At 65.7% G+C, this 21,313-nt stretch carries 20 protein-coding genes; 13 read left to right on the top strand and 7 right to left on the bottom strand.

Annotation, left to right across the window (positions count from 1 at the left end):
• Nucleotides 1-128 precede the first annotated feature (128 nt).
• Genes pyrG through xerD form a run of 3 tightly spaced genes read left to right on the top strand, consistent with a single transcriptional unit; the run spans nt 129 to nt 3,580 of the window.
• The gene (gene pyrG, locus AC5RWA_RS16050; protein ID WP_079597217.1) at nt 129-1,889 is read left to right on the top strand and encodes a CTP synthase; all 1,761 of its coding nucleotides are present in this window, start codon (nt 129-131) and stop codon (nt 1,887-1,889) included.
• A 27-nt stretch (nt 1,890-1,916) separates the two neighbouring features.
• Nucleotides 1,917-2,576 (top strand): NUDIX domain-containing protein, encoded by a 660-nt coding sequence (locus tag AC5RWA_RS16045; protein ID WP_079597216.1) that lies wholly within the window; start codon nt 1,917-1,919, stop codon nt 2,574-2,576.
• Nucleotides 2,576-3,580 carry a site-specific tyrosine recombinase XerD gene (gene xerD / locus AC5RWA_RS16040; protein ID WP_494058273.1) on the top strand — a complete coding sequence of 335 codons (1,005 nt, stop codon included), beginning with the start codon at nt 2,576-2,578 and terminating at the stop codon, nt 3,578-3,580. The genes AC5RWA_RS16045 and xerD overlap by 1 nt, the downstream gene beginning before the upstream one ends.
• A 43-nt stretch (nt 3,581-3,623) precedes the next feature.
• Here the strand turns inward: xerD and AC5RWA_RS16035 are convergent, their stop codons facing one another.
• Nucleotides 3,624-4,313: a hypothetical protein gene (locus tag AC5RWA_RS16035; protein ID WP_494058272.1), complete on the bottom strand. Its 690-nt coding sequence runs from the start codon at nt 4,311-4,313 to the stop codon at nt 3,624-3,626.
• Nucleotides 4,314-4,387: 74 nt separating this feature from the next.
• Here AC5RWA_RS16035 and AC5RWA_RS16030 point away from each other — a divergent pair, with 74 nt between their 5' ends.
• Nucleotides 4,388-4,870, top strand: coding sequence for an 8-oxo-dGTP diphosphatase (locus AC5RWA_RS16030; protein WP_115524686.1), 483 nt, complete (start codon nt 4,388-4,390; stop codon nt 4,868-4,870).
• A 67-nt stretch (nt 4,871-4,937) separates the two neighbouring features.
• Here AC5RWA_RS16030 and AC5RWA_RS16025 read toward each other — a convergent pair whose 3' ends face one another.
• The 6 genes from AC5RWA_RS16025 to AC5RWA_RS16000 form a co-directional block, all read right to left on the bottom strand.
• The gene (locus tag AC5RWA_RS16025) at nt 4,938-6,077 is read right to left on the bottom strand and encodes a bifunctional 2-methylcitrate synthase/citrate synthase (protein ID WP_494058271.1); all 1,140 of its coding nucleotides are present in this window, start codon (nt 6,075-6,077) and stop codon (nt 4,938-4,940) included.
• 55 nt (nt 6,078-6,132) lie between these two features.
• Nucleotides 6,133-7,038, bottom strand: a complete 906-nt coding sequence (prpB, locus tag AC5RWA_RS16020; RefSeq protein ID WP_494058270.1) for a methylisocitrate lyase — start codon at nt 7,036-7,038, stop codon at nt 6,133-6,135.
• On the bottom strand, nt 7,039-8,559 hold the full coding sequence (locus AC5RWA_RS16015; protein ID WP_494058269.1) for an MmgE/PrpD family protein: 1,521 nt from the start codon (nt 8,557-8,559) through the stop codon (nt 7,039-7,041).
• Nucleotides 8,560-8,568: 9 nt separating this feature from the next.
• Nucleotides 8,569-9,228 (bottom strand): GntR family transcriptional regulator, encoded by a 660-nt coding sequence (locus AC5RWA_RS16010; RefSeq protein ID WP_079597209.1) that lies wholly within the window; start codon nt 9,226-9,228, stop codon nt 8,569-8,571.
• Nucleotides 9,229-9,340: 112 nt separating this feature from the next.
• Nucleotides 9,341-10,054 (bottom strand): response regulator, encoded by a 714-nt coding sequence (locus AC5RWA_RS16005; protein ID WP_079597208.1) that lies wholly within the window; start codon nt 10,052-10,054, stop codon nt 9,341-9,343.
• Nucleotides 10,051-11,703 (bottom strand): sensor histidine kinase, encoded by a 1,653-nt coding sequence (locus AC5RWA_RS16000; RefSeq protein ID WP_494058281.1) that lies wholly within the window; start codon nt 11,701-11,703, stop codon nt 10,051-10,053. Before AC5RWA_RS16000 ends, AC5RWA_RS16005 begins: the two co-directional genes overlap by 4 nt.
• 171 nt (nt 11,704-11,874) lie before the next feature.
• Between AC5RWA_RS16000 and AC5RWA_RS15995 the strand changes: the two genes are divergently transcribed.
• The 9 genes from AC5RWA_RS15995 (at nt 11,875) to der (ending at nt 21,228) form a co-directional block, all read left to right on the top strand.
• On the top strand, nt 11,875-13,224 hold the full coding sequence (locus AC5RWA_RS15995) for a cation:dicarboxylate symporter family transporter (RefSeq protein ID WP_079597206.1): 1,350 nt from the start codon (nt 11,875-11,877) through the stop codon (nt 13,222-13,224).
• Nucleotides 13,225-13,454: 230 nt separating this feature from the next.
• Entirely contained in the window at nt 13,455-14,354 is a 900-nt protein-coding gene (locus AC5RWA_RS15990) for a ParA family protein (RefSeq protein WP_079597205.1), read from the top strand.
• 7 nt (nt 14,355-14,361) lie between these two features.
• Entirely contained in the window at nt 14,362-15,174 is an 813-nt protein-coding gene (locus AC5RWA_RS15985) for a segregation and condensation protein A (RefSeq protein ID WP_275724650.1), read from the top strand.
• The gene (gene scpB / locus AC5RWA_RS15980; RefSeq protein WP_494058268.1) at nt 15,171-15,821 is read left to right on the top strand and encodes an SMC-Scp complex subunit ScpB; all 651 of its coding nucleotides are present in this window, start codon (nt 15,171-15,173) and stop codon (nt 15,819-15,821) included. The genes AC5RWA_RS15985 and scpB overlap by 4 nt, the downstream gene beginning before the upstream one ends.
• Before the next feature lie 111 nt (nt 15,822-15,932).
• Complete coding sequence (locus AC5RWA_RS15975; RefSeq protein WP_079597203.1) at nt 15,933-17,129, top strand: pseudouridine synthase; 1,197 nt, start codon at nt 15,933-15,935, stop codon at nt 17,127-17,129.
• A 3-nt stretch (nt 17,130-17,132) separates the two neighbouring features.
• Complete coding sequence (locus tag AC5RWA_RS15970; RefSeq protein WP_079597202.1) at nt 17,133-18,242, top strand: prephenate dehydrogenase; 1,110 nt, start codon at nt 17,133-17,135, stop codon at nt 18,240-18,242.
• Nucleotides 18,242-18,955, top strand: coding sequence for a (d)CMP kinase (gene cmk / locus AC5RWA_RS15965; RefSeq protein WP_275730345.1), 714 nt, complete (start codon nt 18,242-18,244; stop codon nt 18,953-18,955). The genes AC5RWA_RS15970 and cmk overlap by 1 nt, the downstream gene beginning before the upstream one ends.
• 31 nt (nt 18,956-18,986) lie before the next feature.
• On the top strand, nt 18,987-19,667 hold the full coding sequence (locus AC5RWA_RS15960) for a lysophospholipid acyltransferase family protein (RefSeq protein WP_494058280.1): 681 nt from the start codon (nt 18,987-18,989) through the stop codon (nt 19,665-19,667).
• Nucleotides 19,668-19,677: 10 nt separating this feature from the next.
• Complete coding sequence (gene der / locus AC5RWA_RS15955) at nt 19,678-21,228, top strand: ribosome biogenesis GTPase Der (RefSeq protein ID WP_494058267.1); 1,551 nt, start codon at nt 19,678-19,680, stop codon at nt 21,226-21,228.
• Nucleotides 21,229-21,313 lie beyond the last annotated feature (85 nt).

The following is a 21,313-nucleotide window of genomic DNA, read 5'->3' as shown; positions in this document are numbered from 1 at the left end:
GGAACTGTCCGTCCGGCGCAGCCGTAGGGATCCATTGGCAAGCCCCGGACCCTTGATCATCGGGCCTCCGGGCCTGCACACTGGAGCATTTGGGGAAACAGTTTCCAGACCCGTGGAAGGCTCAATTGATGATAGGCTCGAATTCCGTGGTGCAGCGATCAAATTCCCGTGTAAATTCCCGGTTCCCGGGCTCGTCCAAGACGACCAAACACATCTTCGTAACCGGTGGTGTGGCGTCCTCGCTCGGTAAGGGACTGACGGCTTCGAGCCTCGGTCATCTGCTGCGGGCACGCGGCCTGTCTGTAACTATGCAGAAGCTCGATCCCTACCTGAACGTGGATCCGGGCACGATGAACCCCTTCCAGCACGGCGAAGTCTTCGTCACCGACGACGGCGCGGAAACCGACCTGGACATCGGGCACTACGAGCGCTTCCTCGACGAAAACCTCGAGGGTTCGGCGAACGTGACCACCGGCCAGGTCTACTCCACGGTCATCGCCAAGGAACGCCGCGGCGAGTACCTCGGGGACACCGTCCAGGTCATCCCGCACATCACCGATGAAATCAAGCGCCGCATGCGCCTGCCTGCCGAAGGCAAGAACGCCCCGGACGTCATCATCACCGAAATCGGCGGCACCGTGGGTGACATCGAGTCCCAGCCGTTCCTCGAATCCGCCCGCCAGGTGCGCCAGGACATCGGCCGGACCAACGTGTTCTTCCTCCACGTGTCCCTGGTCCCGTACATCGGACCGTCCCAGGAGCTGAAGACCAAGCCCACCCAGCATTCCGTTGCTGCACTGCGCTCCATCGGCATCCAGCCCGAGGCCATCGTCATCCGCTCGGACCGCGAAGTGCCGGACGCCATGCGCGAGAAGATCGGCCGCATGTGCGACGTCGACATCGACGCCGTAGTGAACGCAGCCGACGCCCCCAGCATCTACGACATCCCCAAGACCCTGCACAGCCAGGGCCTGGACTCGTACATCGTGCGCGCCCTGGACCTGCCGTTCAAGGACGTGGACTGGACCAGCTGGGACAAGCTGCTCGAAGCCGTTCACAACCCCAAGCACCACGTGGAAATCGCCCTCGTGGGCAAGTACATCGACCTGCCGGACGCCTACCTTTCCGTGACCGAGGCCCTGCGCGCCGGCGGCTTCGCCAACGACACCAAGGTCAAGATCCGTTGGGTCCCGTCCGACGAATGCGAAACGCGTGAGGGTGCCATCAAGGCACTTGAGGGCGTCAACGCCATCTGTGTTCCCGGCGGCTTCGGCATCCGCGGCCTCGAGGGCAAGCTGGGCGCGCTGAAGTTCGCCCGCGAAACCAAGCTGCCCGTCCTGGGCCTTTGCCTCGGCCTGCAGTGCATGGTGATCGAGTACGCCCGCAACGTGGTCGGCATGGAAGGCGCCTCCTCCAGCGAGTTCGAGCCGGATTCCAAGTACCCGGTGATCGCCACCATGGAAGAGCAGCTGGAATTCGTTGAAGGCCGCGGCGACCTTGGCGGCACCATGCGCCTGGGCCTCTACGAAGCCAAGCTCGACGCAGGCTCCGTGATTGCCGGAACCTACGGCAAGACCACCGTCAGCGAACGCCACCGCCACCGCTACGAGGTCAACAACAAGTACCGCGACCAGATTGCCGCCCAAGGCCTGGTCTTCTCAGGGACCTCCCCGGATGGCAAGCTCGTGGAGTTCGTCGAACTGCCCGCGGATGTCCACCCCTACTATGTGGCCACGCAGGCGCACCCCGAGCTGAGCTCGCGGCCTACCCGCCCGCACCCGCTGTTTGCCGGCCTGGTGAAGGCTGCCCTCGACCACCAGAGCGGTGCCGACACGGTACCGGCCGCTGCTTCCGAGGCCGCGCAGTCCGGTACGGTAGCCGCTAAGTAGTTCCCACAACAGAAAAAGGACGGCGCGATGCCCGGTACACCTGAAGCCTCCCATGTAGTCAAGGTTTCGGATGCACCGAGCCCGCGCCGTCTTTTGTCTACGGAGAAGGTCTATGAAGGCCGGATCTGGGATGTCGTCAGCGACAGTTTCCAGTTGCAGGAGACGGGCGAGGCCCTGACCCGCGACTACATCGACCACCCCGGTGCCGTGGCAGTCCTGCCCATGAACGGCGACGGCGAGATCCTCCTGCTCAAGCAGTACCGGCACCCGGTGGGCATGGAACTTTGGGAGATCCCGGCCGGCCTGCTGGACATCGAGGGCGAGGATTTTGTGGTCGGCGCCGCCCGGGAACTTGCCGAAGAGGCAGACCTCGCCGCCGGCACCTGGAACGTGCTTGCCGATTTCTTCAACTCGCCCGGGTCCTCCAGTGAAGCGATCAGAATCTACTTGGCCCGCGACCTGACCGAAGTGCCCCATCATGAACGCCACGAGCGGACGGATGAGGAAGCGGAGATCGAGTTCCACTGGATCAGCCTCGATGACGCCGTGGCGTCCGTGCTGGAGGGGCGCCTCCACAACCCCTCCGCCGTCGTCGGAATCCTTGCAGCGGCGGCCGCGCGGGCGGACAACTACACGAACCTCCGTCCTGCCGATGCACCCTGGCCGGCGCACCCCAGCCAGCGCTGATGGTTCCAGCTCCCTCGGCTGAAGCGGTACCCCCGGTTGATGCGGCAGGGGACGTGCCCGCAGCCGCCCCTACCGCCATCGACCGTGGCATCACCGACTACCTGCAGCACATGGGTGTGGAGCGGGGGCTGGCCGCCAACACGCTTTCCGCCTACCGCCGAGACCTTGCCCGGTACTCCCGCTACCTCGATGCTGCGGGATGCCGGCGGCCCGAGGACATCACACGCCACCACGTAACCGGATACGTCCGTGCCCTGTCGGACGGGTCCGACGGCGGCTCGACCCTCGGCGTCAGGTCGGCGGCGAGGACAGTGGTGGCCGTCCGCGGGCTGCATAAGTTCTGGGCCCTGGAAGGCTTTACGCCCTCGGACCCCGCCAGCGAGGTCCATCCGCCCATGGCCGGTAAGAGGCTGCCGAAAGCCATCACCGTTGACGAGGTAACCAGGATCCTGGAGGCCGCCGGAACGGACACGGCAACCGGGCTGCGGGACCGCGCCCTGCTGGAATTCCTGTACTCCACCGGAGCGCGCATCAGTGAGGCCGTTGGCCTGGACGTTGATGACATCTCCCTGGCCGAACCTGAATCGGGGCCAGCCATCGTCCGGCTCTTCGGCAAGGGGTCCAAGGAGCGGCTTGTGCCCCTCGGGTCCTACGGGGCCAGGGCGCTGGATGCCTACCTGGTGCGCGGCCGCCCGCTGCTGGCGGCCAAGGGGAAGGGGACACCCGCACTCTTCCTGAACGCCCGCGGCGGCAGGATCAGCCGGCAGAGTGCGTGGACCATCCTGAAGACCGCCGCCGACAAGGCCAACATCACCAAGGACGTCTCACCCCACACCCTGCGGCATTCCTTCGCCACGCACCTGCTTGAAGGCGGCGCGGACGTCCGGGTGGTCCAGGAACTGTTGGGACACGCCTCGGTGACCACCACGCAGGTGTACACCCTGGTCACAGCCGATACGCTGCGGGAGATCTACGCCGCTGCACATCCGCGCGCACTCGGCTGACATTGCCTGGGCACAGCTGCCTGGATGCAGTGCACCGGGACAGCTAGGGCAGCGCCTCGATGGTCAGTTCCACCGGGCCCAGGAGGAATGCCAGCACCGACGTGCCCATCCCCGCGAGCAGCATCAGTCCCGGATGCGCCAGGCCGATCACCACCCGGTGCAGCCGGGCGCGGCCACGCAGGAATGATTTCGGCACCCGCGAGAACGCAGGGACCTGCCGCCAGCCGCGAAGCCTCCGCAGGAACCAGGCGCACCGGGCAACGAACGCCAGCCACAGGACAGCCACCACAATCGGGAACAGGGCTGCCATCAAGGTGAAACCCAAAGCGGTCACCTCACGCTCGGAATCGCCAGCCAGGGCTTGGATGGTGGTGGAGATGGAGGCACTCAGCACCACCGATATGGCCCACACAATGAAGGCCGCAACGAGCGCCAGGAAACGGACGAAGAACAGGCCTAAAACCGACTCCCGCGCAGGCCGCACGTGACGGCGGGGAGTCACATGCAAAACGGCCAGGGTGCTGACAAGCGTGGGCAGGGCAGCCGCGGCCACCAGCAGGTACCAGGTCCAGCCTGCCAGGTCCACGAATTCGTCGATGACAATCAGCAGTGTCCAAAAACCGGCCCAGGCCCAGCCCCAGTACAAAGGGTTGCGCACCAGCCACTCCGGCAGGCGGGCATCAAGGGTCGAAATGCGGGCCGGCCGTATCCCGGGTCCGGTTTCTGGAGTCACACGTAGAGCTTGGCATAGTCAACGCCCCTGCGGCTTCTTCGCGGACAACTCTCCCACCCCATAGGCTTGGGCGCATGACTGCAGCAAGGGTGACTCTCTGTTTCCTGCTCCGCGACGGGGAGTCCGGCCCGGAGGTGCTCCTGGGCCTCAAACGGACAGGCTTCGGCACGGGAAAGATCGTGGGGATCGGCGGGCATGTGGAACCGGGGGAGAGCGACGGCGAAGCGGCCGTCCGTGAAGTCATGGAGGAAACCGGTGTTTGCGTGCGGGTTGAGGACCTTACGGATGCCGGGGCGGTGAACTTTGTTTTCCCCGCGAAGCCGGAATGGAATATGAGCACCAGTCTCTTCACTGCCAGGACGTGGCAGGGTGAACCGACGGACAGCGACGAAGTCCTGCCGGAGTGGTTCCGGACCGACACCCTGCCCGTTGAACGCATGTGGCAGGACGCCGACCACTGGCTGCCGGTGGTCCTGGAAGGCGGCAAGGTCAACGTGGTGGTCACCCTGAACGACGACAACGAAACGGTCGCTTCCTCGGTGAGCATCCTGCCTTAGGCAGTAAACGCCCGACGGCGGGACCATCACCTCCGTGGCCGTCCCGCCGTCGTACTCCCGAAAGGCCCTACGGCAGGTGCCGTTCCTCCGGGCCGACGTATTCGCTCAGCGGCCGGATCAGCGAGTTGGAGTCCAGCTGCTCCATGATGTGTGCCGTCCAGCCCGTGATGCGGCTGGCAACGAACAGCGGCGTGAAGGTTGCCGTGTCGAAGCCCATGAGGTGGTAGGTGGGTCCGGCAGGGTAGTCGAGGTTGGGTTTGATGGCTTTGGCCTCGTCCATCGCCTGCTCCAGGCCGTTGTACAGGCCCAGGAGTTCGGGCCGGCCGAAGTGCGCGATCATCTTGTCGAGCGCCGCCTTCATGGTGGGCACGCGGGAGTCGCCGTGCTTGTAGACGCGGTGGCCAAAGCCCATGACCTTCTTCTTCTGCGCCAGTGCATCTTCCATCCACGCCCTGGCGCGGGCGGCTGCCTCCTCCAGCGATTCCTGAGGGCGGATGCCGATTTCGTCGAAGGTGTGCATGACGGCTTCATTGGCTCCGCCGTGCAGGGGGCCTTTCAGGGCGCCGATGGCTGCGGTTACGGCCGAGTGGAGGTCCGAGAGGGTGGAGGTGACAACCCGGGCGGTGAAGGTGGAGGCGTTGAAGGAGTGTTCGGCGTAGAGGATCATCGACACGTTGAAGGCCTCCACAACCTCCGGAACCTGCTCTTCGCCGAAGGCCATCCAGAGGAAGTTGGCGGAGTAGCCCAGGTCGTCGCGTGGTTCGACGGCGTCCTGGCCGTGGCGGCGACGCTGGTCGTAGGAGACGACGGCGGGCATCGCCGAGAAAAGGTCGATCGCCTTGGCCATGTTCGCCTCCCGGGAGGAGTCTTCGGCCAGCGGGTGCCGGGCGCCCAGCACGGACGCCGCGGTCCGGCACACGTCCATGGGGTGGGCGGTGGTTGGAAGCGCGTCGATGACCTGTTTCACCACGGGGTCCAGGGCACGGCCCGCGCGTTCCCTGGCCGTGAATTCCGCCAGCTGGTCCGGGGTGGGCAGTTCCCCGTTCCAGAGCAGGTAGGCCACCTCTTCGAAGCTGCAGCGGGCGGCCAGCTCCTGGACCGGGTAGCCGCGGTACAGCAGTGAGTTCGTGTCCGGGTTGACCTTGGAGACGGAGGTGTAGTCCACCACGACGCCGGCGAGACCCTTTTTGATGTCCTGTTCAGCCATGCTGAAACTCCTTTGTTCCTGTCGCCTGTTGAAGCCGGCCGGAGCCGGCGGGTCGTTAGTGCGTTCCGGGGACCTGGAAATTGAAGACCCCTGTGTCGAACCGGTTGTAGCCCTCGTAGTCCACCAGCTCGTACAGCCGTGCACGCGTCAGCATGCTGCCAACCTGTGCTTCCTGCGTTCCCTCTGACCTGATCGAGTCCAGCGTACGCTCGGCGGCGCCCATGGCACTACGGAGGAGGGTGACGGGGTAGATGACCATGTTGACGCCCACGCCCTGGAGCTGCTCTGTGGTGAAGAGGTCGCTTTTGCCGAATTCGGTCATGTTGGCCAGGATGGGCACGTCCACGGCGTCGCGGATGGCCTGGAACTCGGTGAGGTCCTTCATGGCTTCGGGGAAGATGGCGTCCGCGCCGGCGTCCACCAGGGCTTTGGCGCGATCCTGGGCTGCCTGGAGCCCGTCCACCGCCCGGATGTCGGTCCGGGCCATGATGAGGAAGTTCGGGTCGCGGCGGGCGTCGGCGGCGGCGCGGATGCGTTTGGTGGCGGTGTCCAGGTCCACGACGTTTTTGCCGTCCAGGTGGCCGCAGCGTTTGGGGTTGAACTGGTCCTCGATGTGCAGGCCCGCCAGGCCCGCGTTTTCGATTTCCTGGACGGTGCGGGCCACGTTCATGGGTTCGCCGAAGCCGGTGTCGGCGTCCACGATCGCGGGCAGGTCGGTCATCCGGGCGATCTGCCCAGCCCTGGTGGCAACTTCGGTCAGGGTGGTCAGGCCGATGTCCGGGAGGCCCAGGTCGTTGGCCAGGACGGCGCCGGAGATGTAGACCCCCGCGAAGCCTTTCTCCTGGATCAGCCTCGCGGAGAGCGGGTTGAACGCGCCCGGGAACTGCGCGATGGTCCCTGACGCCAGGAGTTCGCGGAACCGAATGCGCTTCTGCTCCGGGGTGGTGGTTGAGTACAGCATTTAGAACAGTCCCTTGGGTGCGGCGTTCAGGTCGATGACGCCGGGCGCGGCGGTGATGTTCAGCTGGTCCAGTTCCCCGGCGGCGAGTTCCGGGAGGCGTTCGACGGCGGCGAGGAACCGATCAATTTCGGCTTCCTCCACGAGCCCTGCGGCGAGGGTGCGGAACTTGTTGACGTACTGCTCCCGTCCGAACGGCCGGGCGCCGAGCGGGTGCGCGTCAGCCACGGCGATTTCGTCGGTGATCACGGTGCCGTCGGTGAGGGTGATCTCAACCGAGCCGCCGAAGGCTTTTTCATTGATGTCCAGGGAGTGGTAGCGGCGCGTCCATTCCGCATCTTCCTCGGTGGACACCTTTTGCCAGAGGTCCACGGTGTCCGGGCGGGCGGCACGTTCGGGGGAGTAGGAATCGACGTGGTGCCAGGCCCCGTCCTGCAAAGCGACGGTGAAGATGTAGGGGATGGAGTGGTCCAGCGTCTCACGGGATGCTGTGGGCGAGTACTTCTGGGGATCGTTGGCGCCGGAGCCGATGACGTAGTGGGTGTGGTGGCTGGTCTTAATCAGCACCGACTTCACGTTGCCCGGGTCGGTGGCCTCCGGGTGCTCTCGGTGAAGCTTCCGTGCCAGGTCGATCCAGGCCTGGGCCTGGTACTCGGCGGAGTGTTCCTTGGTGTAGGTGTCCAGGATGGCCCGCTTGGCTTCCCCGGGAGTGGGGAGCGGGACCTGGTAGGAGGCGTCGGGGCCGTCGAGCAGCCAGGCGATCACGCCGTCTTCGCCTTCATAGATCGGCACGGGCGAGGTCTGGCCGCGCATCGCACGGTCCGCGGCTTCGACGGCCATCTTCCCGGCGAACGCAGGGGCGTGCGCCTTCCAGGTGGAGATCTCGCCCTTGCGCGACTGCCGCGTTGCCGTGGTGGTGTGCAGCGCCTGGCCCACGGACTGGAAGATCGTCTCGACGTCGAGCCCCAGCAATGTGCCAATCCCCGCCGCGGCGGACGGGCCAAGGTGTGCGACGTGATCGATCTTGTGCTTGTGCAGGCAGATCGCCTTGACCAGGTTCACCTGGATTTCATACCCGGTGGCGATCCCACGCAGCAGGTCGAGGCCGCTGGAACCCACGTGCTGCGCGACGGCCAGGATCGGGGGAATGTTGTCGCCCGGGTGCGAGTAGTCGGCGGCGAGGAAGGTGTCGTGGTAGTCCAGTTCCCGAACGGCAACGCCGTTCGCCCACGCGGCCCATTCGGGGGAGACCCGTTCCCCGATGCCAAAGACCTTCGCGCCCTTGCCGCCCGTGCTGGGTGCGTGGGACAGCGCCTGGGCCCGTGCGGCCACGATCGGCGGACGATTCAGCGATGCGATGGCCACCGAGGCGTTATCGATGATCCGGTTGATCACCATGTCGGTCACCTCGGCGGTGACCTCCACGGGGTCGGCGGCGACCACGGCGATCTTGTGGGCCAGCTGGTCCTCGCGGGGAAGGTTTTCCTCGCTCTTGTACACGCGGACGTGGTGTTCCTGAACCATGGTGCTCCTTTAGGGGGATGTGGACGTGTTGTGCAGGGAAGTGGAGGTGGCTTTGATGTGGGAAAGGCTGCGATGCAGATGCAGCGTGGTGGCGGCCTGCGCGAGCCGGGGGTTGCGGTCCGCGATGGCCTCGGCGATGGCCGCGTGTTCGGCTGCCGCTGCCGTCAGCCGGGCTGCGTTGTCAGCTGCCATGCGCCGAATGCGGACCAGATGCACCCTCAAACTCCGCATGGCCTGCACCAGGTAGGAGTTGGAAATTGCCGAGTCTATGGCCGCATCCAGGTCACTGACCAGGCCGTAGTAGTCCTCGACGGCGGGCGTGTCGCCGGTGACGAGCGCCGGGGCAGCCAACAGGGCGGCCTGCAGCCGCCGGAATGTGGCAGGTTCGCCGCGCTCTGCGGCAAGCGCCGCAGCCCTTCCTTCCAGTGTCTCCCGGAGTTCGAAGAGTTCATCGATGTCAGCCAGGGAGATGGCGGTGACCATCACGCCGCGCCCGCCCGCCGTCGTCAGGCCTTCTGCCGTGAGGCGGCCCAGCGCTTCCCGGAGCGGCGTGCGTGAAACCCCAAGGCGCCCTGACTGTTCCACTTCGGCCAGCAGCGTGCCGGGCGGAAGCCGCCACTCCACGATGTCGTCGCGCAGTGCCCTGTAGGCGCGTTCGCTTGCCCGCACTGCAGCTCCATTCCCTCGGCTTTCCCCCTCAGTGTATACAAGCAATGGGGAAAAGGAAGCCCTTGAAGCGAAAAGGGCCCAAGGCCGGCGGCTGGTGTATACAGCTCGTCGGCTACCGTCCGCTCCAGCGGTACTCATTTTCCGGCCTGCCCGGCGTGCCGTACCGCGCAGTCCGCGACACGGTGCCAGCGTCGGCAAGATACTCCAGGTACCGGCGTGCGGTCACCCGGGACATCCCCAGCGCATCCATCACCTCGGTGGCGGACACGGCGTCGTGCTGCTGCCTCACGAAGTCCTGGACCGAGCCCAGCGTGGAGGCCGAGAGCCCCTTGGGCAGGGGAAGTTCGGAGGGGGCCCGCAGGCTGGCGAACGCCTGGTCCACTTCGCTCTGGGATGTGGCGGACTTTCCCGACGCTGTGCCCGGGCCTGCAAGTTGCTGGCGGAACTGCCGGTAGCTTTCCAGCTTGTCCGCAAAGGTGGCGAACGTAAACGGCTTGATGAGGTACTGCACCACTCCGATAGCCACGGCGCTGCGCACAATGGCCAGCTCCCTGACGGCGGTGATGGCGATGATGTCGGCAAGAATGCCGGCCGAGCGCATCCGCCGGGCAATGTCCAGCCCGTGGAGATCGGGCAGGTTCATGTCCAGCAGGACCAGCTCCACGGGTTTGCCTGCTGCCGAAAACTCGTTCAGCAGCCGAAGCGCGGACTGGCCGTCCGGGGCGGTCCCGGCGAGCTCGAAACCCGGAACACGCCCCACGTAGGCTGCGTGCGCGGCGGACGCGATGGCCTCGTCCTCAACGACGAGGACCCTTATGTCACTCACGCTCCATGCTCCTTCTCCGGGGACAATGGTGCCTCTGGGGGCAATGCTGCGGGCAGGAACACGTCGAACTTGGCGCCGCGCCGTCCGTTGATGGTCAATGTACCTCCCAGCCGCTGTACAGCCTGGCGGACCAGGGCAAGCCCGATGCCCCGCCCGCCCGGCCCGGCGGGCTTTGTACTGTATCCGTGCCGGAGGATGTTCTCCACCGAGCCTGGATCAATCGGTGCGCCGGAATCGTGGACGGCGATGTCGAGGCCTTCCTCGTCGGATTCCACCGTCAGCTCCACCCGCCGGGGAGGCGTTCCCTCCGCGGCGGCGTCGATGGCGTTGTCCAGCAGGTTTCCGAGGATGGTCACCAGGTCCTGCACGGCGATGCCCTCCACCGTGCCCGATCCCAGGGTGGCGACATCCAGCTGGACTCCCCGCTCATGGGCTTCCGCCACCTTCCCCATGACCAACGCACCCAACACCGGCTCGTCCACCGAGCTGACCATGTTGTCCGTCAGCTGCTGGCTGAGCTCCAGGTCCTTGGTGGCAAAATCCAGGGCCTCCCGGGTGCGGCCCAGCTCCAAAAGCGAAACCATGGTGTGGAGCCGGTTTGCGTGTTCGTGGGTCTGCGCCCGCAGGGCGTCGGAAAGGGTCCGCATCGTTTCCAGCTCGTTGCCCAGGGCCTCGATTTCGGTCCGGTCCCGAAGGGTGGCCACTGTGCCGTACACCGGGGTCCTGCCCCGGCTGCCTGCTGTTTCCGGCCCCTTCGCCGGCCCCTGGTTCACCACCAGGACCCGGGATCCGGAGAGGACAATTTCGTCCTTTGCGCTGCGGCCGGATTCAAACAGGTAGCGGAGCTCCTCGTCGAGGGGCAGTTCTGCGAGCGACGGCGGACGGGTGGGGTCCTTGCTGCCCGTCTCATCCAGGCCCAGCAGCTCGGCGGCCTGGTCGTTGTACATCACCACTTTGCCTTTGGTGTCGATAAGGATCAGCCCTTCGCGGACTGAATGCAGCACGGACTCGTAGTAGGCGAAGAGCTGCGACAGCTGCTCCGGCCCCCAGCCCCGGGTGACCCGGCGAAGGTACCTGCCCAGCAGCCAGGACGCCAGGGACCCGCCCACCAGCAGGGCAAGCCCGATGGCCAGCAGGGCAGGCAGGCGTGCGGCGAAGGCGACGTCCACCGTCCCCACCGTGACGCCCACCGCCACCAGCGCCCTGACTGCACCGCCGGCGTCCTTGACCGGAACGATGGTCCGCACGGACGGGCCGAGGGTGCCCGCGGTGACCTCGGTGAATTCATCGCCGCGCAGTGCGGCGTCAATGGAACCGATATAGGGGCGGCCGAGCTCCTCACTCCGGGGATGGGTCCACCGCGTCCGGTCCGGAGCCATGATGGTGATGAAGTCGACGTCGGCACGTGCCATGACGTCCATGGCATAGGGCTGCAGGAGGGACGAAGGATCGTCGGAATCCGCCGCCTGCAGCACGAAGGGGCTGGCAGCAATTGCGTCCGCAATTCCTGCCATCCGCAAACCGGCCTCGTCGTAGGTGCGGTCACGGGCGTCGACATAGGTGGCGGATCCGACGATCGCGATAAACACCACCACGATCAGCAGGTTCGCCACGAAGAGCCGTCGGGCGATACTCCAGCGGTGGATCATCTGTACCTTCCCGCGCATCTTCCACGACGGTTATCTGCGCCACGACCAATATGAACGCAACGGTGAGCTGGGTCACGGCGTGCCCAATGATGGATATCACACCGCAGGACGTGTTGAGCCCAGAGAATGTGCCCGCAGCGTCTACCAGATTATCCATAAGGAGACAACATCATGGCTTCTCAACGAGGAGAGTCGCTCGACACCGTGAAGACGCGGCGCAAGGGCATCGACAAATCGCATTACCTGTACATCGCCGTCATCGCCGCCGTCATCCTGGGCGCCCTGGTGGGACTGATGTTCCCTGAGGTTGGCAAGTCCCTCAAGCCGCTCGGCGACGGGTTCATCAAGCTCATCAAGATGATGATCGCCCCGGTCATTTTCTGCACCATCGTCCTGGGCATCGGCTCCATCGCCAAGGCGGCAACCGTGGGCAAGGTGGGCGGCCTGGCCCTGGGTTACTTCGTCCTCATGTCCACGTTCGCGCTCGGCATTGGCCTGGTTGTCGGCAACCTGATCCACCCCGGTGAAGGCCTGAAGCTTGCCCCTTACGATCCCAACAAGAAGGCGGAAGTAGACAGCACCGTCGCCTTCCTGCTCGGAATCATCCCGGGCGACATTCCGGTCCTCCCCACGTTGTTTGCTGCCATCCTCGTAGGGTTTGCCCTCCAGAAGATGGGCCCGCAGGGCGCCCCCATCCTCAAGGCCATCGGCCATGGCCAGGTCCTCGTCTTCCGCATCCTGATCATGATCATGTGGCTTGCCCCGGTGGGTGCCTTCGGTGCCATCGCCGCCGTCGTGGGAGCTACCGGCTTCCAGGCCATCGTCAGCATGTTCACGCTGATGGCCGCCTTCTACATCACCTGCGCACTGTTCATCGTGATCATCCTCGGCGGCCTGCTCAAGGTGGTCACCGGCGTCAACATCTTCAAGCTCATGAAGTACCTTGGCCGGGAATACCTCCTCATTTTCTCCACCTCATCCTCCGAAGCCGCCCTGCCCCGCCTGATCGCCAAGATGGAACACCTCGGCGTCTCCAAGCCCGTCGTCGGCGTGACCGTACCCACCGGCTACTCCTTCAACCTTGACGGCACCGCCATCTACCTGACCATGGCGTCCCTCTTCGTGGCCAACGCCATGGGCACACCGCTGGACCTCGGGGCACAGATCTCCCTGCTGATCTTCATGATCATCGCTTCCAAGGGCGCTGCAGGCGTCACCGGCGCCGGCCTGGCCACCCTTGCGGCAGGCCTGCAGGCCCACAAGCCCGAACTGCTGGGCGGCGTGGGCATGATTGTCGGCATCGATCGGTTCATGTCCGAAGCACGTGCCCTGACCAACTTCACCGGCAACGCCGTCGCCACCATCCTGATCGGCACCTGGGTCAAGGAGATCGACGGCGACCAGGTCAACAGCGTCCTCTCCGGCCAGGAGCCCTTCGACGAAGCAACCATGCTGGCCCACCACCACGGTGAAGCCGCTCCCGAGCAAGCCGAAGCCCGCACCGTTCCGGTCAACGCCTGACCTCTTGGCCCGCCTTCTGGAAACCGCCCCCGCAGACAACGCCGCGGGGGCGGTTTTCTGTACCTGGACGGGAAACCTTCGACCTCAACTAGAAGGTCAAGGCTCAACATCCGCGAAAAGTCAAGTTCCGTTGAATACCGTGTCGGTCGCTGTAACCTTGGGATCAAGAACGAACGGCGCTGGCCATCCAGCGGCAGGAAATCACCGTCATCGAAAGTGTGGATAGATACGTGAGCAGCGAACAGGGTTCAGCAACTCTGGAGGGCACGGAATTCGACCTGGAAAACGCGGTGATGGGTCCCACGGGGCGCCCATACCGCGAGTTCCCGGAACCCGCGCCGCTGTCCTCCCACGGTCCGGCCCGCGTCATCGCCATGGTGAACCAAAAGGGCGGCGTCGGAAAAACCACCTCCACCATCAACCTTGCCGCGGCACTGGCCGAATACGGCCGCCGCGTTCTGCTGGTGGACTTCGATCCCCAGGGTGCCCTCTCGGCCGGCCTGGGCGTCAACCCCCACGAGCTCGACCTCACCGTCTACAACGTGCTGATGGACCGCAAGGTGGACATCCGCGATGCCATCCACCAGACCGGCGTGGAGAACGTGGACCTCCTGCCGGCCAACATCGACCTCTCCGCCGCGGAAGTGCAGCTGGTCAATGAAGTAGCCCGCGAACAGGTGCTGGACCGGGCGCTGAAGAAGGTTGAAGACGACTACGACGTTGTCCTCATCGACTGCCAGCCGTCCCTGGGCCTCCTGACCGTCAACGCCCTCACCGCGGCGCACGGCGTGATCATTCCGCTGATTTGTGAATTCTTCGCCCTGCGCGCGGTGGCGTTGCTCGTGGAAACCATCGACAAGGTGCAGGACCGGCTCAACCCGCGGCTGCAGGTGGACGGCGTCCTCGCCACCATGTATGACGCGCGGACGCTCCACAGCCGCGAAGTCATCACCCGCCTGGTGGAGGCTTTCGGGGACAAGGTCTTCGAAACCGTCATCAAACGGTCCATCAAGTTTGCTGACGCAACCGTGGCCGCTGAGCCCATCACCAGCTACGCCGGAAACCACGTGGGCGCCGACGCATACCGCCGGCTGGCCAAAGAGCTGATCTCGCGCGGCGGCGCACCCTAGCCACGCCGTGGCCGAAACCAAGCCCGGCTTCGAGGTGCGGCTGGCCAACTTCACCGGTCCGTTCGACCTCCTGCTGGGACTGATCGCCAAGCACCAGCTGGACATCACTGAGGTGGCGATCGCCACCGTCACGGACGAGTTCATCAAGTACATCCGCAAGCTGCAGAAGCTCGGTGAGGAATGGGCACTGGACGAGGCCAGCGAGTTCCTGGTCATCGCCGCGACGCTGTTGGACCTCAAGGCCGCCCGCCTGCTTCCGGCCGGCGAAGTGGAGGACGACGAGGATATCGCACTGCTCGAGGCCCGGGACCTCCTGTTCGCGCGGCTTCTCCAGTACAAAGCCTTCAAGCACGTGGCCGGCCTCCTGGGCGAAACCCTCCACCAGGAAGGCCGCCGCTTTCCCCGCCAGGTGGCGCTGGAGGAACACTTCGCCGCGATGCTGCCCGAACTCGTCTGGAAGCACACCCCGGAACAGTTCGCCGCCCTGGCAGAGGCGGCGCTGCGGCCGAAGGCTCCACAGCCCACCCAGGTGGGGCTGGCCCACCTGCACGGCAGCAACGTGAGCGTCAAGGAACAGGCGGAAATTATGGGACTGCGCCTGCAGCAGGAATCCCCGCTGACTTTCCGGGCGCTGATTTCCGACGCCGATTCCACCCTGGTGGTGGTGGCCCGGTTCCTGGCGCTCCTGGAACTGTTCCGGGACAAGGCGGTCTCCTTCGACCAGCTTTCGCCGCTGGCGGACCTGGCCGTGCATTGGACTGCGGGAACCGGGGACTGGTCGGCGGACAACCTGAGTGAGGAATACGAGGAGCACCTGTGAACGGGCAATTGCCGGACGGCACAACGGATGTCCACAGCCTGCCGGGCGGGGCGAAGGCCGCCCTTGAGGCGGTGCTGATGGTCCTGGACCAGCCGGCCACGGAGGAGGAGCTGGCTGCGGGGCTTGACCTGACCGTTGATACGGTCAGGTCACTGCTCGCAGAACTGGAGCGTGAGTATAGCGGCTATACTGTTAAAGCCCCGGATGTGGAAACGGCCAGCGTTGCTGGTTTCGGCTCCACCCCCCGGGGTTTTGAATTGCGGAACATCGCCGGTGGCTGGCGCATCTACTCCCGTGCAGACTTTGCCGACATTGTGGGCAAGTATGTGCTCGAGGGGCAGACGGCCAGGCTCACCCAGGCAGCATTGGAAACGCTCGCGGTCATTGCGTACCGGCAGCCGGTTTCCCGGGCACGGGTGTCTGCGATTCGCGGGGTCAACGTTGACTCTGTCGTACGGACACTTGCCCAACGCGGGCTGATTGAGGACGCGGGAACCGATCCCGAGTCAGGCGCCATCCTTTACCGGACCACGTCATACTTCCTGGAACGGATGGGAATCAGCTCAGTGGCGGACTTGCCTCACCTGTCCCCGCATCTGCCGGGGCTGGAAGGCATCGCAGAGTTCTACGACGCCGACAGGATGTAGGCCGGAACTTCCGGCGTGCACACAAATATTTATCAGGGCAGAGTAATTCTGCACGGCTGGCTAGGGTTGTCTGTGACAACCTTTGACAGCCAAAACATTGAAGGACGGGTCATGACACAGGCGGGACGCCAGGGTTCACCACGTAACAGTTCGGGACGCAACAATTCCCAACGCAACACCTCCCAGGGTGGCAATTCAGCGGGCGGGTTCCGCAGCGGTGCCCCCAAGCGGGCCGGCGGGTTCGGCAGCGGCGGGCCGCAACGCGCACCCAAGCCGCGCGAGGAGCGCTTTATCGATCCGGATTTGGCTTCGGATGGGCCCCAGCAGGGCCGCGGTGCGGATGCCAGGGCGGCCAAGCCCTCATCCCGGAAGCCGGCAGCCCGAAAGCCGGGAGCCAAGAAAGCCCCGGGTACTCCGGGCGCCCTCAAGCCGAAGCCCCGCACCGGCGCTCCCGGAGCGGCCGCTTCCCGTGCCTTCGGCAGCGAACGCTTCGGCCAGAACCTTGGCCCCGTCCGCAGGCCGTCCCGGAAGAAGGGACCCCGTGGCGACGTGCCCCAGTCGGAACTCCATGACGCCGACGGCGTGCGCCTGCAAAAGGTGATGGCCTCGGCCGGAGTTGCGTCCCGCCGCGTCTGCGAAGAGATGATTGCCGAAGGCCGCGTGGAAGTGGACGGACAGGTTGTCACTGAGCTCGGTGTCCGCGTGGACCCCAAGACGGCTGTCATCCACGTTGACGGGCTGCGGATCCAGCTGGACGAGAACCTCGTCTACATGGTGTTCAACAAGCCGAAGGGCGTTGTTTCCACCATGGAGGATCCCGAGGGGCGTCCCTGCATCAGCGACTTCCTGAAGAACAACAAGAACAAGGGCGAACGGCTCTTCCACGTGGGCCGCCTGGACGTCGCCACCGAAGGGCTTTTGCTGCTGACGAACGACGGCGAACTGGCCAACCGCCTGACGCACCCTTCCTACGAAGTCCCCAAGACCTACCTGGTCCAGGTCCGTGGGCCGTTCCCGCAGGGAATCGGGGCGCAGCTCAAGGAGGGTGTGGAGCTGGAGGACGGTTTTGCGTCCGTTGACTCCTTCCGGCTTGTCGACTCCACTCCGGGCCACGTCCTGATCGAGGTAGTGCTGCACTCCGGCAAGAACCGCATCGTCCGCCGCCTGTTCGACGCCGTCGGCTTCCCGGTCCTGCGCCTGGTCCGCGTCAAGGTGGGGCCGATTGGCCTGGGTGACCAGCGCCAGGGCAGCATCCGCAACCTCGGCAAGCAGGAAGTCGGCCACCTGCTGGCATCCGTAGGGCTCTAAGGCATGTCCGCCTTCAAAAGCCAGGGCCGTGGCCACCTGGATGGTCCGGTGGTGGTCATCGGTACCGGGCTCCTCGGGACCAGCATCGGGCTGGGCCTGCGGGGGCGCGGTGTGCCGGTGTTCCTCTCCGACCCTTCGCCCACAAACCAGGCGGTAGCTGTTGACATCGGCGCAGGACGGCCGCTGCCGGAACTGGGCAGCAGCCGGCCGCAGCTGGTGGTCGTCGCCGCGCCGCCGGACGTCACAGCCGACGTCGTCCGGGAGGCACTGGCTGACTATCCGGACTCGGTGGTGGTGGATATTGCCAGCGTCAAGGCAGATATCCTGGCCCGGCTCCGCGGCAGTGGCGTGGACCTCTCGCGCTACGTTGGAACGCATCCGATGGCAGGGCGGGAAAAGTCCGGCCCGGTTGCCGCCCGCGGTGAGCTGTTCACCTCCATGCCATGGGTGGTCTGCCCGTCTGAGGAAACCTCGGCTGCCGCCCTTCAGACGGCCCGGTCGCTGGGCAACGACCTGGGCGCAGTGGTGTCCCAGTTCACGGCCGACGAACACGACGAAGCCGTCGCGCTGGTCTCCCACCTGCCCCAGGTGATGTCCTCGCTGCTGGCCAGCAGGCTGCAGGGAACACCCTTGCATGCGTTGTCCCTCGCGGGCAACGGGCTGCGGGATGTCACACGGATCGCGGCCAGCGACCCCACCTTATGGGTGCAGATCCTCGGCGGGAACGCCTCCAAGGTGGTGGAGATCCTCTACGGCGTGCGCGAGGACCTGAACCGCCTCATCGGAACCCTGGAACAGCCCACCGCTCCGGGCGCCAGGCTGGACCTTGCCCAGCTCATCAGCGAGGGCAACGCGGGCCAGGCCCGTATTCCGGGCAAGCACGGCGGTCCGCCGCAGGCGTATTCCTGGCTCACCGTGCTGGTGGACGACAGGCCCGGCCAGATTGCACGGCTGCTGACCGAAATTGGTGAAGTCGGGGTGAACGTTGAAGACCTGCGGCTCGACCATTCATCCGGACAGAACGTGGGCATGGTGGAATTGTCAGTGTTGCCGAACAAGCACGACCACCTGATCGAAGCATTAAACGACCGCGGATGGCGGGTACTTCAGTAATGACACAAGAACTCCTCGACACCATGCCCGCCCTGCGCGTCGGCAGGCCGCTGGTTGTTGCCATCGACGGACCTTCGGGTTCCGGCAAATCCAGCGTCAGCAAGGAAGTGGCCCGGCGGCTCCGGATCGCCTACCTGGACACCGGGGCAATGTACCGGGCCCTTACCTGGTATTGCGTCACCAATGGCATCGACCTGGACGACGCCGCCGCTGTTGAGCAGGCTTCCCGGGACCTGGTGCTGGACCTCAGCACCAGCCCGCGGGAGGAATTTGTCCGCGTGGACGGTGTCGACGTCACCGATGCCATCCGCGAGCCTGCCATCTCCTCGGCGGTCAGCGCCGTCGCCACCACCCTGGGCGCCCGGACTGAGCTCATCCGCCGGCAACGGGCGCTGATCGAAAAGCACCACCGCCGCATGGTGGTGGAAGGCAGGGACATTACCACCGTCGTCGCGCCCGGAGCGGAAGTGCGCATGCTGCTGACGGCCAGCGAAGAAGCCCGGCTGCGCCGGCGCGGCATCCAGCTTGGCGGCACGCAGAATGCGGAGCAACTGGCTGCCCAGGTGACGCACCGCGACGCCAAGGACTCCACGGTGGTGAACTTCACGCAGGCTGCCGATGGCGTAGTAACGCTGGACTCCTCGGACCTTGACTTCGAGCAGACCGTGGACGCTGCCCTCGTCATTGTCACCAAGGTCCTCAACCGTGACTGACGGCAGGCCCGGCGTGCCCTCCGGCTGGACCATGGCCTGGAGCCGGCCTGTGGGCTGGGCCCTGGACCATCTCGTCTACCGGACATCGGTGACCGGAAAGGCCAACGTCCCCACCGGGGGACCGGTGATCTTCGCCGGCAACCACATCAGTTTCCTGGACGGGCCCGTGATGTTCGGCGCTTCGCCGCGGCCCATGCACATCCTGGTCAAGCAGGAGATGTTCAAGGGATTCCTGGGCAGGGTGCTAACCGCTTCCGGGCAGCTGCCCGTGAACCGGCAGGGTGACCGGGCTGCGCTGCAGCGCAGCAAGGACCTCCTCGCCGCCGGCCGTTGCGTCGGAATCCTCCCTGAAGGAACCCGGGGGAGCGGTGAAGCCTCCGATATCAACGGCGGGGTCGCCTGGCTCGCCCTGAATTCCGGAGCGCCGGTAGTACCCGTGGCCATCCTGGGGACCCGGGCCGGGGACGAGCACCTTGACTTTGTGCCGCGGCCCGGCAGGCGGTTCCATGTCAGCTTCGGAACCGCCCTTACTTTAGGCCGCCGGGCCGGGGAAAGCGGCCGTGCTTCAATGGACAGGGCGGCGCAGGAGATCCGCGCAGCGCTGGCCGGGCACGTCCGGGATGCCATCCAACTCAGCGGGCAGCCCCTGCCCTTCGCTGAAACCTCCAAAGACTTAACAGCAGTAGCCGGGACGCCGGCAGATGACCACTAAGGACAGTGCAATGAGCGATACGACTCAAACCCCCGGCCATTCCGGCGCCGGCGAAGACGAATACACGCCCACGGGCACCGACCAGGTTGCCGAACGGCTGGCGGCCATTGACGACGACGAGGCTGAGCTCCGCGCGGCCTCCCTCCGGGCAGGCCTGGAGGACTACGACCTCGACGAGGACGACGCCGCGCTGCTCAGCGGGGAATACGGCGACGAGGACTTCGACGGCCCCGTCAAGCTCGATCCTGTGCTGGCCATCATCGGGCGCCCCAACGTGGGCAAGTCCACCCTGGTCAACCGCATCCTGGGCCGCCGCGAAGCCGTGGTGGAGGACACCCCCGGCGTGACCCGCGACCGCGTCATGTACTCGGCGAGCTGGAACGGCCGCAACTTCGCCCTGGTGGATACCGGCGGCTGGGAGCACGATGCCCGCGGTATCCACGCCCGGGTTGCCGAGCAGGCCGAGATGGCCGTTGAACTCGCTGACGCCGTCCTCTTCGTCGTCGACTCGGCCGTCGGTGCCACGGCTACCGATGAAGGCGTGATGAAGATGCTGCGCCGCAGCAAGAAGCCGGTCATCATGGTGGCCAACAAGGTGGACGACTTCGCCCAGGAGGCGGACTCCGCCGCTTTGTGGGGCCTGGGCTTCGGCGAGCCGTACCCGGTCTCGGCGCTCCATGGCCGCGGGGTGGCGGACCTGCTGGACCACGTCATGGACGTGCTGCCCGAATTCTCGACCATTGAGGGGCTGGAACGCTCCGGCGGTCCGCGCCGCATCGCACTGATCGGACGCCCGAACGTGGGCAAGTCCTCGCTGCTGAACAAGCTGGCCGGGACTGAGCGCGTGGTGGTGGACAACACTGCCGGAACCACCCGCGACCCCGTGGACGAATTCATCGAACTGGGTGGCCGCACCTGGCGCTTCGTGGACACCGCCGGCATCCGCCGCCGCCAGCACATGGCGCAGGGCGCTGACTACTACGCCTCGCTGCGGACGCAGGCCGCGCTCGAAAAGGCGGAGGTCGCCGTCGTGCTTCTCGCCGTTGATGAGGTCCTCAGCGAGCAGGACGTCCGGATCCTCCAGCTGGCCATCGAGTCCGGCCGTGCCATGGTCCTGGCGTTCAACAAGTGGGACCTGCTCGACGACGAACGCCGCCGCTACCTCGAGCGCGAAATCGAGCAGGACCTGGCGCACGTGGAGTGGGCGCCGCGCGTCAACATCTCGGCAAAGACGGGCTGGCATAAGGACCGCCTGGTGCCGGCGCTGGACCTGGCCCTGGAGAACTGGGACAAGCGCATCGCCACCGGCCGCCTGAACGCCTTCCTGGGCGAATTGGTGGCCGCGCATCCGCACCCGGTCCGCGGCGGAAAGCAGCCCCGCATCCTCTTCGGCACGCAGGCCTCGAGCCGTCCGCCCAAGTTCGTGCTGTTCACCACCGGTTTCCTGGACCCCGGCTACCGCCGGTTCATCACCCGCCGGCTGCGGGAAACCTTCGGCTTCGAGGGCACACCCATCGAAGTCAGCATGCGTGTGCGGGAAAAGCGCGGCAAGAAGCGTTAATTGCGACACACCAGGGCCCGGAATCCCGGAAAGTGTCACAGGCACCCTCTTGGATCGTGTAAGCTCTTCTAGGTGGTTCGGCCGG

It is taken from the genome of Arthrobacter sp. 210 2, assembly GCF_059093025.1.
Note: the sequence above shows the minus strand (reverse complement) of the source record. Positions and strands in the feature narration are given on the sequence as shown.